At 71.2% G+C, this 15,778-nt stretch carries 11 protein-coding genes; 5 read left to right on the top strand and 6 right to left on the bottom strand.

Annotated features, from left to right (window positions below; translation table 11 throughout):
* On the top strand, positions 1–939 hold a 939-nt coding region (locus AOK09_RS34620), incomplete at its 5' end, for an acyl-CoA dehydrogenase family protein (RefSeq protein WP_055591170.1).
* A gap of 85 nt (positions 940–1,024) precedes the next feature.
* On the opposite strand, the gene AOK09_RS34615 is transcribed toward AOK09_RS34620, so the two are convergent.
* Positions 1,025–2,521 (bottom strand): carbohydrate-binding protein, encoded by a 1,497-nt coding sequence (locus tag AOK09_RS34615; protein WP_055591169.1) that lies wholly within the window; start codon positions 2,519–2,521, stop codon positions 1,025–1,027.
* A gap of 205 nt (positions 2,522–2,726) precedes the next feature.
* The gene (locus AOK09_RS34610; RefSeq protein WP_055591168.1) at positions 2,727–4,079 is read right to left on the bottom strand and encodes an LCP family glycopolymer transferase; all 1,353 of its coding nucleotides are present in this window, start codon (positions 4,077–4,079) and stop codon (positions 2,727–2,729) included.
* 451 nt (positions 4,080–4,530) lie between these two features.
* Here AOK09_RS34610 and AOK09_RS34605 point away from each other — a divergent pair, with 451 nt between their 5' ends.
* On the top strand, positions 4,531–5,316 hold the full coding sequence (locus tag AOK09_RS34605) for an ABC transporter ATP-binding protein (protein ID WP_245687613.1): 786 nt from the start codon (positions 4,531–4,533) through the stop codon (positions 5,314–5,316).
* A 17-nt stretch (positions 5,317–5,333) separates the two neighbouring features.
* On the top strand, positions 5,334–7,901 hold the full coding sequence (locus tag AOK09_RS34600) for an ABC transporter permease (protein ID WP_055591166.1): 2,568 nt from the start codon (positions 5,334–5,336) through the stop codon (positions 7,899–7,901).
* A gap of 155 nt (positions 7,902–8,056) precedes the next feature.
* Here the strand turns inward: AOK09_RS34600 and AOK09_RS34595 are convergent, their stop codons facing one another.
* Positions 8,057–9,490, bottom strand: a complete 1,434-nt coding sequence (locus AOK09_RS34595; RefSeq protein WP_055591165.1) for an LCP family protein — start codon at positions 9,488–9,490, stop codon at positions 8,057–8,059.
* A 165-nt stretch (positions 9,491–9,655) separates the two neighbouring features.
* On the opposite strand from AOK09_RS34595, the gene AOK09_RS34590 reads away from it, so the two are divergent.
* Together AOK09_RS34590 and AOK09_RS34585 are read left to right on the top strand one after the other, a co-directional pair.
* Positions 9,656–10,735, top strand: coding sequence for a glycosyltransferase family 2 protein (locus tag AOK09_RS34590; RefSeq protein WP_055591164.1), 1,080 nt, complete (start codon positions 9,656–9,658; stop codon positions 10,733–10,735).
* Between the two features lie 73 nt (positions 10,736–10,808).
* Entirely contained in the window at positions 10,809–11,492 is a 684-nt protein-coding gene (locus tag AOK09_RS34585; RefSeq protein WP_079063655.1) for an acyltransferase, read from the top strand.
* Here the strand turns inward: AOK09_RS34585 and AOK09_RS34580 are convergent.
* The 3 genes from AOK09_RS34580 to AOK09_RS34570 all read right to left on the bottom strand — a co-directional run.
* A complete protein-coding gene (locus tag AOK09_RS34580; RefSeq protein ID WP_055591162.1) occupies positions 11,482–13,083 on the bottom strand; it encodes an LCP family protein in 1,602 nt (533 codons plus the stop codon). The genes AOK09_RS34585 and AOK09_RS34580 overlap by 11 nt on opposite strands.
* 26 nt (positions 13,084–13,109) lie before the next feature.
* Positions 13,110–14,741 carry an LCP family protein gene (locus AOK09_RS34575; protein ID WP_063796158.1) on the bottom strand — a complete coding sequence of 544 codons (1,632 nt, stop codon included), beginning with the start codon at positions 14,739–14,741 and terminating at the stop codon, positions 13,110–13,112.
* Positions 14,742–14,966: 225 nt separating this feature from the next.
* A partial coding sequence (locus AOK09_RS34570) for an LCP family protein (protein ID WP_169797109.1) occupies positions 14,967–15,778 on the bottom strand: 812 nt, incomplete at its 5' end.

Here is a 15,778-nt window from a genome sequence, read left to right as displayed (position 1 = left end):
CTGGCCACCGTCATCGTCATCGAGGAGGTCGCCCGGGTCTGCGCCTCCTCCTCCCTGATCCCCGCCGTCAACAAGCTCGGCTCGCTGCCCGTGCAGCTCTCCGGCTCCGAGGAGCTCAAGACCCGCTACCTGGGCGCCCTGGCCCGCGGCGAGGGCATGTTCTCCTACTGCCTGTCCGAGCCCGAGGCCGGCTCGGACGCCGCCGGGATGAAGACCCGCGCGGTACGCGACGGCGACACCTGGGTCCTCAACGGCGTCAAGCGCTGGATCACCAACGCCGGCGTCTCCGAGTACTACACCGTGATGGCCGTCACCGACCCCGACAAGCGCTCCAAGGGCATCTCCGCCTTCGTCGTCGAGAAGAGCGACCCCGGCGTCTCCTTCGGCGCCCCCGAGAAGAAACTCGGCATCAAGGGCTCCCCCACCCGGGAGGTCTACCTCGACGACGTCCGCATCCCCGCCGACCGCATGATCGGCGCCGAGGGCACCGGCTTCGCCACCGCCATGAAGACCCTGGACCACACCCGGATCACCATCGCCGCCCAGGCCCTGGGCATCGCCCAGGGCGCCCTGGACTACGCCAAGGGCTACGTCAGGGAACGCAAGCAGTTCGGCCGGGCCATCGCCGAGTTCCAGGGCGTCCAGTTCATGCTCGCCGACATGGCCATGAAGCTGGAGGCCGCCCGCCAGCTCACCTACGCCGCCGCCGCCCGCTCCCAGCGCCAGGACGGCGACCTGACCTTCTTCGGCGCCGCCGCCAAGTGCTTCGCCTCCGACGCCGCCATGGAGATCACCACCGACGCCGTCCAGCTCCTCGGCGGCTACGGCTACACCCGCGACTACCCCCTGGAGCGGATGATGCGCGACGCCAAGATCACCCAGATCTACGAGGGCACCAACCAGGTCCAGCGCATCGTCATGGCCCGCAACCTCCCCTGACGACCGGGGAACGCCCGGTGGGGCGGTGCCGGGATCCCGGCACCGCCCCACCGCCCGCCCAGCGCGGGTGTGCAGACCTGTGGGCTCAGGTCTGGCTGAAGGTGAACCAGTTGACGTTGACGAAGTCGGCCGGCTGGCCGCTGGTGAACGTCAGATAGACGTCGTGCTTGCCGGTGACCGCGCTGATGTTGCCGGGGATGGTCTGCCAGGACTGCCAGCCGCCGGTGTTGGCCACGGCGAAGGAGCCGACGGGTGTGCTGGTGCGGCTGTCGAGGCGGACCTCGACCAGGCCGCTGACGCCGCCGGCCGCCCCGGAGGCCACCCGGGCCTTGAACTGGTGGGCTGCGGTGGAGCCGAAGTCGATGCCGGGGTAGTACGCCCAGTCGCCGTTGGCGAGGGTGGCGATGTCCTGGCCCCCGCCGGTGTCGGTGCAGGCCTCCACGCTCACCCCGGACTGCTGGGTGAAGGACTCGGCCTGGAGGGTGGAGTAGGCGCTGCCGCCGCCGGTGCCGCCGGTGGTGGTGCCGCCGGTGGTCGTGGTTCCCCCGGTGGTGGTGCCGCCCGTGGTGGTGGTGCCGCCGGTGGTGGTGGTGCCGCCGGTGGTGGTCGTGCCGCCGGTGGTGGTCCCGCCGGAGCTGTAGACGGCGACATAGTCCACCAGCATCGGGACACCGGAGCGGGTGGATGCGGTGGGAGTCTGGTGGCCGGCGACCGGGTCGGGGAAGGCCCCGCCCATGGCGACGTTCAGCAGGATGAAGTGGCCGTGGTTGGTGGCGGCGTCCCAGGTGGCCGCGTCCATCTGGGAGGAGTTGACGGAGTGGTACTGCACCCCGTCGACGTACCAGCGCAGCTGCTGCGGCGAGACGCTGCGGTCCCACTCCAGGGCGTAGGTGTGGAAGTTGCCCTGGCAGGCCGAGCCGGGGCAGGCGTGGGTGGCGCCGAGACCGGTGGTCTCGTTGCAGGGGCCGCCGGAGCCGGTGCCGCAGTGCAGGGTGCCCCAGACCTGGTTGACGCCGTTGACGTTCTCCATCAGGTCGAACTCCCCGATGGACGGCCAGTTCCAGTAGTTGCCGCGGTAGGCGGCGCCGAGGGTCCAGAAGGCCGGCCAGTAGCCGTCGGCGGCGGCGCCGGTGACATTGGGCATCTGGATCCGGGACTCGATGCGCAGCTTGCCGCCGGCCGGGGGCTGGAAGTCGCTGCGCTGGGTCTCGACCCGGCCGGAGGTCCAGTTGCCCGCGCTGTCGCGGATCGGGGTGATGCGCAGGTCGCCGGAGCCGTCCTGGCTGAGGTTGGCGGTGGAGCCGGTGTAGTTCTGAACCTCGCCGGTGCCCCAGTTGGCGGCGCCGCCGGGGTAGCTGTGGCCGGTGTCGACGATCCAGTTGCTGCTGGAGGGCAGGGTGCCGGCGGCGCCGTTGAAGTCGTCGCTCCAGACGAGGTTCCAGCCCGAGCCGGCCGGGGGCACCGCTGCTCCGGCGGTGCCGAACAGGCCCAGGCAGAGCATGGCCAGACCGGAGACGGCGGCCAGGAGGGCGGTCAGCGGCCGGCGGTGGGATCTGCGGACGTGCGAATGCGTGATGGGCATGAGGGGGTGGCCTCCAAATGCGCGGACGTGCATGTCGCGGTGGACTGCAGAGGTGGTCGGCCGACCCGTTGGCAACTGTCCCGCCCGTATCCGTACACGGTCAAGACTGATGCTTGAGAACGCTCTCAGATTTTCTTTGCGTTCAACTCCTGAACACGGCGGAGGCCGGGCCGGCAGTGCCGGCCCGGCCTCCGCAGCAGGTCCCCTACTTCACGTCGGGCACCGTGGTGTCATCGCGCAGGGCGTCGAAGACCTGCTTGGCCTTGGCGTCGTTCCAGATCACCGACGAGCCTTCGGAGGTGGTCCGGCCCGGGTCGGCGATCGGCACGGTGATCGTCTTGCCGCTGCCGCCGCTGACCCCCTTCATCGCCCAGAACATCGAGGTGAGGTCGAAGAGGCCGCAGTCCTTGTCCACGATCAGGGTGCCCAGTCCGGAGCTGATCGTCGGGTACAGGGTGAAGGGGTTGGCGATGGTCCCGGGCGAGGCCGCGGAGTTGGCGATCGCCGACAGGAACTGCCGCTGCCGCTTCATCCGGCCGAGGTCGCCGGTGCCGTCCACATAGCGCGAACGCACGTACTTCAGCGAGTCGGTGCCGTTGAAGTGCTGGCAGCCGGCCTTGAAGTCGGCCCCGGACTTGGGGTCCTTCATCGCCTTGTCCAGGCACATGTCCACGCCGCCCAGTGAGTCCACCAGGTCGCGGAACCCGGCGAAACCGATCTCCGCGTAGTGGTCGATGTGCAGCCCGGTCGCCGACTCCACGGTCTTCACCAGCAGTGGGCCCCCGCCTATCGCAAAGGCCGCATTGATCTTGTGCATCCGGGCCGGGATGGTGCTGCTCGGCTTGTCGCTGTCCGGGTGCGCGGGCACCTTCACCCAGGAGTCACGGGGTATGGAGAGCATGGTGTTCCCGTTGGAGCCGATGTGCAGCACCATCATCGAGTCGGTGCGCTTGCCCGGAGCCCCCAGACCGGTGTGCAGATCCTTGGCGTCCTGCTTGGACATGCCCTCACGGCTGTCGGAGCCCACGATCAGCCAGTTGGTGCCCTTGCCGGCGGCGGGCCGGCCCGCGTAGTCCTGCAGCACGTCCTCGCGGCGCAGCTTGGAGTCGGCCCAGAAGTACGTGCCCACGCCCACCACCAGCAGCACGCAGACCAGGGACACCAGGGTGACCTTGACCTTGCGCCGCATCGGCCAGCGGGAGGGACGCGACGGCCCGGCCGGGGGCGGGCCGTCGTAGCCGGACCCGCCGGGGCCGGCGTACTGCTGGGGGACGGCCGCCCCGTACGAGCCCGCGGGCCGGCCGCCGCCGGGGCCGCGCGGGTTGAGGCCGGGCGGCAGCGGCGGCTCGGCCGCGCTGCCGTAGCCGCCCTGCGGCGAGCCGGACGGCTGCGGCGGCACGGGGCGCTGCTGGCCGTACGGTGCGCCGCTGCGGCGCGGTCGCTGCACGTGAGGCATCGACCGGGTGGGTTCCGCCTCACTGTCCCCGCCGCCGTAGGGTCCACCGCTCCGGCCCTGTTGTGCCCCGCCGCCGTAGCGGCCGTCCTGCCAAGAGTTCATGCCGGAAGGATGCCCCATCAGGGTGCCCGGACCTAAGCCGGGTGGTGGGCTGTAGCAGAGTTGATGCAGGCGCGGGACCCTTCCTACGCATGGTGGCGGGCGTGTGGCCGCGGACCCCGCCGCGCGACCCCGAGACCCCCGCTCGGACCCCCTAGGGGAGGGGGCTGCGCACCCCGTACAACCTTCGATGCCGGGATTCCTCCCGTCGGAGGACCCGGGGCCCACAGCCCGCCCCTTAGCGTCTAAGTACCCCGCCGCACCACCGGCGCAGGTGGGGAAAACCCCCGGCCGAAGAGGCGTACGAGCACCATGTCGGCGCCCCCGCCCGATCCCGCAGGCTGGGTGGTGTCCAGGCAGGACCACGACCAAGGAGACAGCAGTGACGACGGCAGCAGCCCCCTTCGGGTCCCGCGCGGCGACGGTCGCGGGGCCGGCCGGCGGCGCGGCGGCCATCGCCGCGAGCGCGCGGCAGGTGACCAAGGCGTACGGCTCCGGCGAGACCCGGGTGACGGCGCTGGACCAGGTCGACGTGGACATCGCCCGCGGGCGTTTCACCGCCATCATGGGCCCCTCGGGCTCCGGCAAGTCCACGCTGATGCACTGCCTCGCGGGACTGGACTCGGTGACCTCAGGCCAGATCCGGATCGGCGGCACGGAGATCACCGGGCTCAAGGACAAGCAGCTCACCAAGCTCCGCCGGGACAAGATCGGCTTCATCTTCCAGTCCTTCAACCTGCTCCCCACGCTCAACGCGCTGGAGAACATCACCCTGCCGATGGACATCGCGGGCCGCAGGCCGGACCAGGCCTGGCTGGACCAGGTGGTGGCGACCGTCGGCCTGGCCGCCCGGCTGAAGCACCGTCCCACCCAGCTCTCCGGCGGCCAGCAGCAGCGCGTCGCGGTCGCCCGCGCCCTGGCGGCCAAGCCGGAGATCATCTTCGGTGACGAGCCCACCGGCAACCTGGACTCGCGCTCCGGCGCCGAGGTGCTCACCTTCCTGCGCCGCTCGGTGGACGAGCTCGGCCAGACCATCGTCATGGTCACCCATGATCCGGTCGCCGCCGGCTACGCCGACCGCGTCCTCTTCCTCGCCGACGGCCGGATCGTCGACGAGATGGCCAACCCGACCTCGGACGCCGTGCTGGAGCGGATGCTGCGCTTCTCCGCGGCCGAGACCCCGGTGCCCGCTCCGGCCGGCCCCCTGACCGCCGGCGGCGACAGCCGCCGCAACGCCTGAGGGATCGGACCGCAGCCATGATCCTCAAGACCTCCCTCAGAAGCTTCTTCGCCCACAAGGGCCGGATGGCGCTCTCCCTGACCGCCGTGGTCCTCTCGGTGGCCTTCGTCTCCGGCACCCTGGTCTTCACCGACACCGCCACCGCCACCTTCGACCGGCTCTTCGCCTCCACCGCGTCCGACGTCGCGGTCAGCCCCGCCGACGACGGCGCCGACCACAACGAGCAGTCCGGCGGAGCGATGGCCCGTACGCTGGCGGCCTCCGTGGTCCGGCAGGTGGCCGCCCAGCCCGGCGTGAAGAGCGCCAGCGGCGAGGTGTCGGTCTCCAACGCCACCATCGTCGACCCCGCCACCAACAAGTCCGTCGGCCCCACCGGCGGCGCCCCCACCCTCGCGGGCAACTGGTACGAGACCCCCAACTCCGCGCTGCGGATCACCTCCGGTGCGGCCCCCAAGGGCGCGGGCCAGGTGCTGCTGGACGCGGACACCGCGGACAAGGCCAAGCTCGGGATCGGCGACCAGCTGCGGATCATCACCGCGGTGGGCGACTACCGCGCCACCATCTCCGGCATCGCCACCTTCACCACCACCAACCCCGGCGCCGCACTGGTCTTCTTCGACACCCCGACCGCCCAGCGGGAACTGCTCGGCCGCCCCGGCGCCTTCACCTCCGTGGTCGCCTACGGGGACGGCAGCCGCACCGACGACCAGCTGAAGGCCGGGCTGGTGGCCACCTTCGGCAGGACCTACCAGGTCAAGACCGCCGCGGAGCAGGCCGCCGACAACCAGAGCGACGTGGGCGGCTTCCTGGACTTCATGAAGTACGCCATGCTCGGCTTCGCCGGGATCTCGCTGCTGGTCGGCGGCTTCCTGATCATCAACACCTTCTCCATGCTGGTCGCCCAGCGCACCCGTGAGATCGGCCTGATGCGCGCCATCGGCGGCAGCCGCTCCCAGGTGAACCGCTCGGTGCTCACCGAGGCGCTGGTCCTGGGCGTCCTCGGCTCCACCGTCGGCCTCGGCGCCGGGCTCGGGCTCGCCGTGGGCCTGATCAAGCTGATGGGCGCGGTTGGGATGCACCTGGATGCCTCCCAGCTGACCGTCAAGGCGTCCGTGCCGATCACCGCCTATGCGGTGGGCGTCGTCATCACCGTCCTCGCCGCCTGGCTGCCCGCCCGCCGGGCGGGCAAGGTCTCCCCGATGGCCGCGCTGCGCGACCACGGCACCCCCGCTGAGGCCGCCGCCAACCGCATCCGGGCCGGTGTCGGGCTGCTGCTCACCGCGGCCGGCGCCGCGGCCCTGGTCGCCGGGTCGAGGTCGGACAGCGCCGGGACCGGTGGAGCACTGCTGGGCCTGGGCGTCCTGGTCACCCTGGTCGGCTTCGTGGTGATCGGCCCGCTGCTGGCCGGTGCGGTGGTGCGGGTGCTGGGCGCCGCGCTCCCCGCGCTGTTCGGCCCGTCCGGCCGGCTCGCCCAGCGCAACGCGCTGCGCAACCCGCGCCGCACCGGGGCCACCGCGGCGGCGCTGATGATCGGCCTGGCCCTGGTCACCGGCGCCTCGGTGGTGACCTCCTCGATGGTCTCCTCGGCCACCAGCCAGATCGACAAGTCCGTGGGCGCCGACTTCATCGTGATGTCCAACAACGGCGGCCTCACCCCCAACATGGTCAAGGCGATCCAGGGGACCCCCGGCCTGAGCCATGTCTCCCGCTCCAAGGACATCGGCGTCGTCATCACCAGCCCCGACGGGCACCGCGAGGACACCAGCATCAACGCGGTCAGCCCCACCTACGGTGAGGACCTGCGGGTGCCCGCCGTCACCGGTTCCTTCGAGGGCGCCCTCAAGGAGGGCATCTCGGTCGACAAGGACTACGCGGACAGCCACCACCTCAAGGTCGGCGACCCGCTGTCGGTCCACTTCCAGGGCGGCTCCACCCGGACCCTGAGGATCGCGGCCGTCACCGCCGAGGACAACCAGCTCTACCAGGGCGAGATGTACATCGGCCTGGACACCGCCGTGCGGGCGCTGCCGGCCGACCGGCTGCCGCAGGACGTCATGGTCCTCGCGGGCGCCTCCTCCGGCGCCGACCAGGCCTATGCGGCCCTGCAGAAGTCGCTGGCGCAGTACCCCCAGCTCCAGGTGAAGAACCAGGCCGACTACAAGGCGCTGATCAAGAAGCAGGTCGACCAGCTCCTCTACATGGTCTATGGCCTGCTGGGCCTGGCGATCGTGGTGGCCGTCCTCGGTGTGGTCAACACGCTGGCGCTGTCGGTGGTGGAGCGCACCCGGGAGATCGGGCTGCTGCGGGCGATCGGACTGTCGCGCCGTCAGCTGCGGCGGATGATCCGCCTGGAGTCGGTGGTGATCGCGGTCTTCGGCGCGGTCCTCGGCACCGGCCTGGGACTGGCGTGGGGCATCACGGCCCAGCGAGTGCTGAAGACCCAGGGCCTCAACGAGCTCACCGTCCCCACCGGCACCATCGTCGCCGTCTTCGTCGGCGCGGCGGTCGTCGGACTGCTGGCGGCGCTCGGCCCGGCGCTCCGGGCCTCCCGGATGAACGTCCTGGCGGCCATCGCCACGGACTGACGCCCGGCGGCCGCCGGGCCGGCAGGCTCGGCCCGGCGGCTGGGGACGAGGGAAACGGGGGGCGGCCCCGGCGCACCGGGGGGTGTGCCGGGGCCGCGGCATGTCGTGCGGCTGCTTCGGCAGGGGGCCCCGGCGGCCCGAGCGGCCTCCTGGTCTCAGTGGCAGATGGTGTCCGGCGGGGACGGTACGACCGGGTGCGCGCTGGGGACGGGGGCGGACCGGGTGTAGTCGGAGCCGGGGACCACCTGCAGGGTGGGGCCGAGTCCGGGGACCGCGACCAGCCGTGCGCCGGGGAGGGCGGCGGCGAGGGTCCTGACCGACTGGTTCCAGCGGGGGTCGTAGCGGACCTGGGTGCGGGTGGCGGGGGAGCCGCCCGCGTTGCCCGCGAGCCCGGTGGTGACGAAGCCGTCGCGCCGCAGATCGGCGTCGACCCGCGCCCCGAGGCCGGGAGTGGCGGTGCCGTTGAGCACCTGGACGCGGATCTGCTGCGGCGCGACGGTGAGCAGCGGTCCGGCGGTGTCCTGCGAGCGGTGCGCCGGGTGGGTCACGGCGGGCAGCGGCCGGTCCTGTCGTACGGCGTCGAAGAGGGCCCGGGCGGCGGGGGCGTCCCAGAGCACCGTGGAGCCCCAGCCGGGCACGGTGTGGTTGATGTCCACGACCGGGACCGTGGCGACGGCGGTGTCGCCCGCGGAGAGGTTGCGCAGGGACGCGGCGAGCTTCAGCAGGTCCTCGACGGTGAGGCCCTGGTCGGCCTTGACCGACTTGAGGGCGGTGGTCAGCACATGGTTGAGCCGGGCGGGGTTGAACAGGATGCCGCCGCTGGTGGCCTGGCGCAGGATCTGCGCCACCAGGTGCTGCTGACGCTGCATCCGGCCCAGGTCGGAGCTGGCGTCCAGGTGCCGGGCCCGGACGTACTTGAGGGCTCCTGCGCCGTCCAGCCGGGTGGTGCCGGCCGGCAGGTCGAGGCCGGAGTAGGGGTCGTGGAGCGGGACGGTGGTGCAGACCGAGACGCCGCCGAGGGCGTCGACCGTGGAGACGAAGGAGCGGAAGTCGACCTGGAGGTAGTGGTCGACGCGGATGCCGGTCGCCTGTTCCACGGTCTGCACAGTGAGCGGGGCGCCGCCCAGGCCGTAGGCCGCGTTGATCTTCCCCCGGCCGGCGGTCACCGGCTTGCCGGTGGCGAGGTCGGTGTGGGCGGGGATGGTGACGTAGGAGTCACGGGGGATGCTGATCACGGTCGCGCGGTCGCGGTCGCGGGAGAGGTGGACCAGCATCATGGTGTCGGTGCAGTGGCAGGACACCCCGCCCGCGTGAAACACCTTCTTGAGCTCCCGCGGGGGGATGCCCTCGCGGTCGTCGGTGCCGACCAGGAGGAAGTTCTCCGCGCTGCCGGTGGCCGCGGGGCGGTTGCCGATCCCGCGGAAGGCGTCGATCCGGCCGATGGCGTGCCCGATCCCGTGCAGCACGCTCCAGCCGACGGCGGCGGCGATCAGCACGGCGCCGGCGGCGACTCCGGCGAGCCACAGCTCCCAGCGCCGCGGCCGCGGGGGAGTGCTGCTGCCGGTGGAGGGGGCGGGGTCGTCGGACATCGCTGCGAGGCTAGGCGGGGCTGCCCCGGAGAAGCCGCAGCACACGCCGTCCGGCGTTCACCATGCGTCCTTTCAAGCGAAAGATTCCGTTTTGGCTTGACACCGCGCCGAACTGTGCAGCATCCGGCGGAGCGGGGAAGCCTCCGCACCTGTACGGTGGGCGCGATGAGCGCCAACACTGCCGAGGAGCTGCCGGCGGTCTCCGTGATCATGCCGGTGCTCAACGAGGAACGACACCTGCGGACCGCTGTCCGGCACATCCTGGAGCAGGAGTACGCCGGGGGGCTGGAAGTGGTGATCGCACTCGGCCCGTCCAGCGACCGGACCGACGAGATCGCCGCCGAACTGGTCGCCGAGGACCCCCGGGTGCACACCGTGCCCAACCCCACCGGCCGCACCCCGGCCGCGCTGAACGCCGCCATCCGCGGCTCCCGCAACCCCGTGGTGGTGCGGGTCGACGGCCACGGCATGCTGACCCCCGGCTACATCGCCACCGCCGTACGGCTGCTGGACGAACGGGAAGCGGCCAACGTCGGCGGCATCATGCACGCCGAGGGCGAGACCGAGTGGGAGAAGGCCGTCGCGGCGGCCATGACCTCCCGCATCGGGGTCGGCAACGCGGCCTTCCACACCGGCGGTGAGGCGGCCCCCGCCGACACCGTCTATCTGGGCGTCTTCCGCCGCGAGGTGCTGGAGCGGCTCGGCGGCTACAACGAGGAGTTCATCCGGGCCCAGGACTGGGAGCTCAACTACCGCATCCGGCAGGGCGGCGGGCTGATCTGGTTCACCCCCGAGCTGAAGGTCTCCTACCGGCCGAGGCCCAGCGTGCGGGCGCTCGCCAAGCAGTACAAGGACTACGGCCGCTGGCGCCGGGTGGTCACCCGCTACCACCGGGGCTCGGTCAACCTGCGCTATCTCGCCCCGCCGGCCGCACTGGCCGCGGTGGCCGGCGGACTGGTGCTGGGCGCCGCGCTGCACCCGCTCTTCCTGGTGGCGCCCGGCGGCTACGCCGCGGCGATCCTGCTGGGCTCGCTGAAGGAGGGCCGCGGGCTCTCCCTCAAGGCCCGGCTGCAGCTCCCGCTGGCGCTGGCCACCATGCACATGGCCTGGGGCTGGGGCTTCCTCACCTCTCCGCGCTCGCTGGCCCGGAAGGTGATCGGCAGCAGGGCTCCCGAGCGGGGGGCGGTCGGCACCCGTACCCTCGACGGCGCCCCCGCCTCCGACGGCAGCCTCGCCGAACGCTGAACCTCCCCGCACCGGCCGCCCCGGCTGGATACGCTCGCGCCACCGGAGGCGGGCGATCGGGAAGGGGCGGCCCATGGCGCACAGCGGAGCAGCGCACAGCGCAGCAGTGGACGGCGGAGCAGCGCACAGCGGAGCAGCGCACGGTGGGCCGCACATCCAGCCGAGCGCGGACGTGGACCGGCGGGCCGAGATCGGTGACGGCACCGTCGTCTGGCATCTGGCCCAGATCCGCGAGGAGGCCGTGGTCGGTGCCGACTGCATCATCGGCCGCGGCGCCTACGTCGGGCCGGGGGTGCGGCTCGGTGACCGCGTCAAGCTGCAGAACCACGCCCTGGTGTACGAGCCGGCGGTGCTGGAGGACGGCGTCTTCGTGGGCCCGGCCGCAGTGCTCACCAATGACCTCTATCCGCGCTCGGTCGACCCGGACGGCAGGCTCAAGCGCGGCGACGACTGGGACGCCCGTGGAGTGACGCTCCGTCAGGGATGCTCGGTGGGCGCCCGCGCGGTACTGGTCGCCGGGGTGACCGTCGGCCGCTGGGCACTGGTCGCGGCGGGTGCGGTGGTGCATCGCGACGTACCCGACTTCGCCCTGGTCGCGGGGGTTCCGGCCCGCCGCCTCAAGTGGGTCGGCCGGGCCGGGGAGCCCCTGGAGCAACTGGGTCCGGACGGTGCGGACGGCGCCGTGCGCTGGCGCTGCCCCCGTACGGCGGAGGAGTACCTGGAGCGGGACGGGGTGCTGGCCCCCGCTACTGGGTGAGGAGACCGTTGCCCTTGGAGGTGCAGCTGGTGTCGTCCGCCTTGTGCACCTTGACGTCGGTGGGCAGTGCGGTCGGCACCGGCGTACTGGGCTTGGCGGTGGGGATGGTCTCGGGGAAGTCGGCGCCGATGGTGACGACGACCCCGCGGCCGGTACCGCCCACCCGCACCGCGGACGCCGGCAGACCCAGCGCCCGCGCCACCGAGCGGGCGGCCGCCTGCTGGTCGGCCTGGGCGTAGGTGACGGTGCTGGTCTGCACGCCCTTCTCCGGGGCGTTGCCCGACGTGGCGTGGTAGCCGAGCGCCGTGAGCGCGGTGGCGCCCGTGGCGGCGGCGCCGCTCCTGGTGGTGGTGCCGTTGAGCACGGCCACGGACACCTCGGAGGGCACCACGGTCGGCTCGGGGCTGGGGGTCGCGCTGGGGGAGGCACTCGCCGGCCTCGCCGTGGGCTTGTCGGTGACGGAGCGGTCGGCGAGCAGCAGGGCGAAGATCTGGTCGGCCTGCGGCTGGACGAACTCGTCCTTCTCGCTCCGGTTGGGGTCGGCGAGGTTCCTGGGGGTGTAGCTGACCTTCGGCTGGATGAAGGCGACCTTGTCGGGCTTGATCGCCTTGAGGTCCTCGGCAAGGCCCATCAGGGCGGAGACCGAGCCCAGGTCGGGGTCGACGGTGAGCGCCTTGGTGGCCGCCTCGGCGAGCGGGGTGAGCTTGGTGGGGTTGAGCAGGGTGCCGGCGCTGGTCATCTGGCGGACGAGCGAGGAGAGGAAGGCCCGCTGCATCGAGAAGCGGCCCACCGCGCTGCCGTCCTGCACGGCGTGGCGGGTGCGGACGAAGGCCAGGCCCTGGTCGCCGTCGAGGTGGGAGGGCCCTGCGGGCAGGTCCAGGTGGGAGTCGCTGTCGTGGATGGGCTGGCAGAGGTTGACGTCCACCCCGCCCACCGCGTTGGTGAGGTCCTTGATGCCCTGGAAGTTGACCATCAGGAAGTGGTCGATCCGCAGATCGGTGATCTTCTGCACGGTGTCGACCACACACCCGGGCCCGCCCCGGCTGAGCGCCATGTTGAGCGGCATCCGGGTCATCGGGGCGTAGGTCTGCTTGGTCACCGGATCGGTGCAGGTGGGGTGGTTCACCAGGGTGTCGCGCGGCAGGTCGACGGCGACGGCGGACCTGCGGTCCGGGTAGACGTGCAGCAGGATGTCGACGTCGTTGTTGCCCTTGCCGACGTTCTCCTTGTCGCCGTACTTCCCGCCCAGTCCCTTACGGCTGTCGGTGCCGATCAGCAGGATGTTCATCGCCGTACGGCCCTGGGCGTCGGCCTTGCCGCCCGGCGGGGCGGCGTTCCCGGCGCTCTTGGGGGCCTTGGTGATGTTGGAGTTGAGGTGCTGGATGTAGAGGTACACACCTCCGCAGCCGGCCGCCACCGTCAGCGCGGTGCCGATCGCCACCGGCTTGACGTACCGCTTCCACCCGGTCTTCGGCTTGCGGCGACCGTGGCCGGCGCCCCGCTGCCGGGGTATGGAGGCCGGGGTGTCCGGCGCCGCCCTGCCGGGAGCGGCGGCGCCGTCGGGCGGTGTGGTGCGATCCTGGGCACTCATCGCGGTGAGTCGCTTTCTGGGATCCGTCAGTAGGTGTAGATGCCGCCCTGCGACACGACGTGCATGCAGTCCGTGGTGTCCGCCGAGTTCTTGGTCTCGACACCGGCGGGCAGATCGCCGGCCTTGGGCTTCGCCTTCACCGGGAAGGTGGTGCCGGTCGTCCAGTCGTCACCGAGGACCAGCGCGGGCGCACCCGCGGAGGCGGACTCCCGCAGCGCGGAGGCGGGCAGCTTGAGCGCGGTGGCCACGGCCTGCGCCTCGGCCTTGTGCGCGGCACTGAAGGTGAGCGTGGTGACGGACTGCGGAGCGGCGGCGTTGCCGGGGGTGCCCACCTTGGCCTGGGCGAAGCCCATCCCGTTCAGCGCGGTGGTGACCGTCGAGGCCCAGTGCTGGACCGCGGTGCCGTTCTGCACGGTCATCACCACGGTGGACTTGTCGACGGGCGGGGTCGCCGGGGTGCTCCTGGTGGCGGAGGCGGTGGGCTTGGGCTTGGCCTTGCCGCCGTTCTTGTCCAGCGGCACGTCGTCGAGCAGCATCTGCCAGATGCGGTCGGCGGCCGGCTTGTTGATGACCACCGTGGCCTTGGGGTTCCGCGGATCCGGCAGCACCGGGATGGTGAGCGTGGTGATGCGCTTGGTCGGCACCTTCCGCAGTTCGGTGCCCAGGTCGTAGAGCTTCTTGACGGTGTTCAGGTCGTCGTCGGGCTTGATCGCCTTGGTGGCGGCCTCGGCCAGGTTCATCAGCTTGCCGGGGTTGGTGAGGGTGCCTTTCGCCTTGAGCGACCGCACCATCGAGCTGAGGTACATGTGCTGCGCCCTGGTGCGGTTGAGGTCGCTGCCCCAGGCGTCACGGGTGCGCAGCCAGAGCAGCGACTGCTGGGCGTCGAGCACGTTGTCGCCCTTGGGCAGCTTCAGGCCGGTCCCGCCGAGCTTGGTCTTGCGGTCGTAGAGGTTCATGTCGACGCAGACATGGACCCCTCCGACGGCCTGGGCCATGTCCACCACGCCACCGAACTCGATCATCATGAAGTGGTCGATGTTGAGGTTGGTGATCCTGGTCCAGGTGCCGACGGTGCAGCCGGGGCCGCCGTTCGCCAGTGAGGCGTTGATACGCGTGTACGGCATGTCGGGGTAGTTCTTGCCGTCCTCGCCCTTGCAGTCCGGGATATCCACCATGGTGTCGCGGGGGATGGAGATGAGCGAGGCGTTGGTTCGGTCGGCCGAGACATGGAGCAGCATCTGCACGTCGGCCAGCGGCGGATTGTTCTTGAGGTTCTTGCCGCCGCCCAGTTCCCGGGCCCGCTCGGTGGCCCGGCTGTCCGAGCCCAGCAGCAGGATGTTCAGCGGCACCTGGCCGAAGGCGTTGGGTGCGGTGCGCTTTCCCTGCTGATCGCTGAGATTCTTCTTCGAGGTTTTGATATTGCTGTTCAGGTGCTGATAGTAGAGCCACCCGGAAGCGGTGGTGAGGACGACGCAGACACCTGCGCCGATGGCTATCGGCTTCAGATAGCGCTTCAATCCCGTCTTGGGCTTGCGGCGATTTCCGCGGCTTTTTCCCGAACCGCCGTGGGCACGGCGCTGGCGGGGTATGGAAGGGGTGCCGTCCTGCGGCGGGACGGGTGTCCCGCCCGGCTCGGCGGTGCGGTGGGGCGTGGCCATGAGGACGGTTCACCTGCTCCGGAGGCGGTTGCGGAAGGTCCCCACGGGACCACTATCTTTCCGTAACCTACCTTTCGAAGACGATTCGTGCACACGTTCCGGGGAATGAATAGGGTAATAGCTGGCTGTGATTCAGATCACAGCCGATCTGTGCAACCTTTTTTGTCTGTGAATTCGAATGCGCAGTGCATGTGGACGGTCACCGAACGTGGCCCGCCGCAGGCCTCACTTGGCGCAGACGCTGGTGTCGTCCGCCTCGACGCGCTGGATGTTGGAGGGCGCGGCCGTGGGTGCGCTCAGCGAGACACCGGGCTGCTTGAAGTCCCGGCCCAGGATCAGCAGCATCGGGTCCTTGTCCCCGGTGCCGTACTGGGTCGTGGCCTTCATCTGCGAGGCGGGCAGACCCATGGCGGCGGCCAGGGTGCGGGCCTGGTCGGCGTGGTTGGGCGCGTAGTACAGCGTGGTCTTGGCGGTGTCCGGGGCGTTGGCGCCGTTGCTGCTGCGCAGATAGCCCTGGGTGTTCTGCATCCAGTCCACGGTGGCCTGCGCCTGGCCGGTGACCCCGCTGCCGTTCTTCACCGTGACCCGGACGTCGGCCGGCGCCGCCTTGGTGGTGGCGGCGGGCGACGGCTTGGCGGAGGAGGCGGCGGTGGTCTTCTTCTTGACCTTGGTGAGCGACTTGTCCGCGGCCACCATGGCGAACAGCTGGGTGGCGTCGGGCTCCTTGAGCACCAGCCGGTTCTTGTCCGTCGGGTCGTCCAGCACCGGGGCGGTGGTGAAGGTGATGTGCTTGGTGTCGACGGTGCCGAGGTCCTGGGCGAGGTCCTTCAGCTTGAGGACACTGGCGATCGACTGGTCGACGGTGAGTGCCTTGGTGGCGGCGTCGGCGAGCGACCACAGCTTGCTGGGGCTGGTGAGGGTGCCGTCGCTCTTCACCTTGCGGATCAGACCGCTGATGAACTGCTGCTGGAGCGGGATACGGGTCAGGTCGCCGCCGAAGCCCACCGCATGGCGGGTGCGGACGAAGGCCAGCGCCT

This window comes from Peterkaempfera griseoplana (genome assembly GCF_001418575.1).
In the GTDB taxonomy this organism is placed as follows: domain Bacteria; phylum Actinomycetota; class Actinomycetes; order Streptomycetales; family Streptomycetaceae; genus Peterkaempfera; species Peterkaempfera griseoplana.
This window is presented reverse-complemented; position numbering and strand designations above follow the sequence as displayed.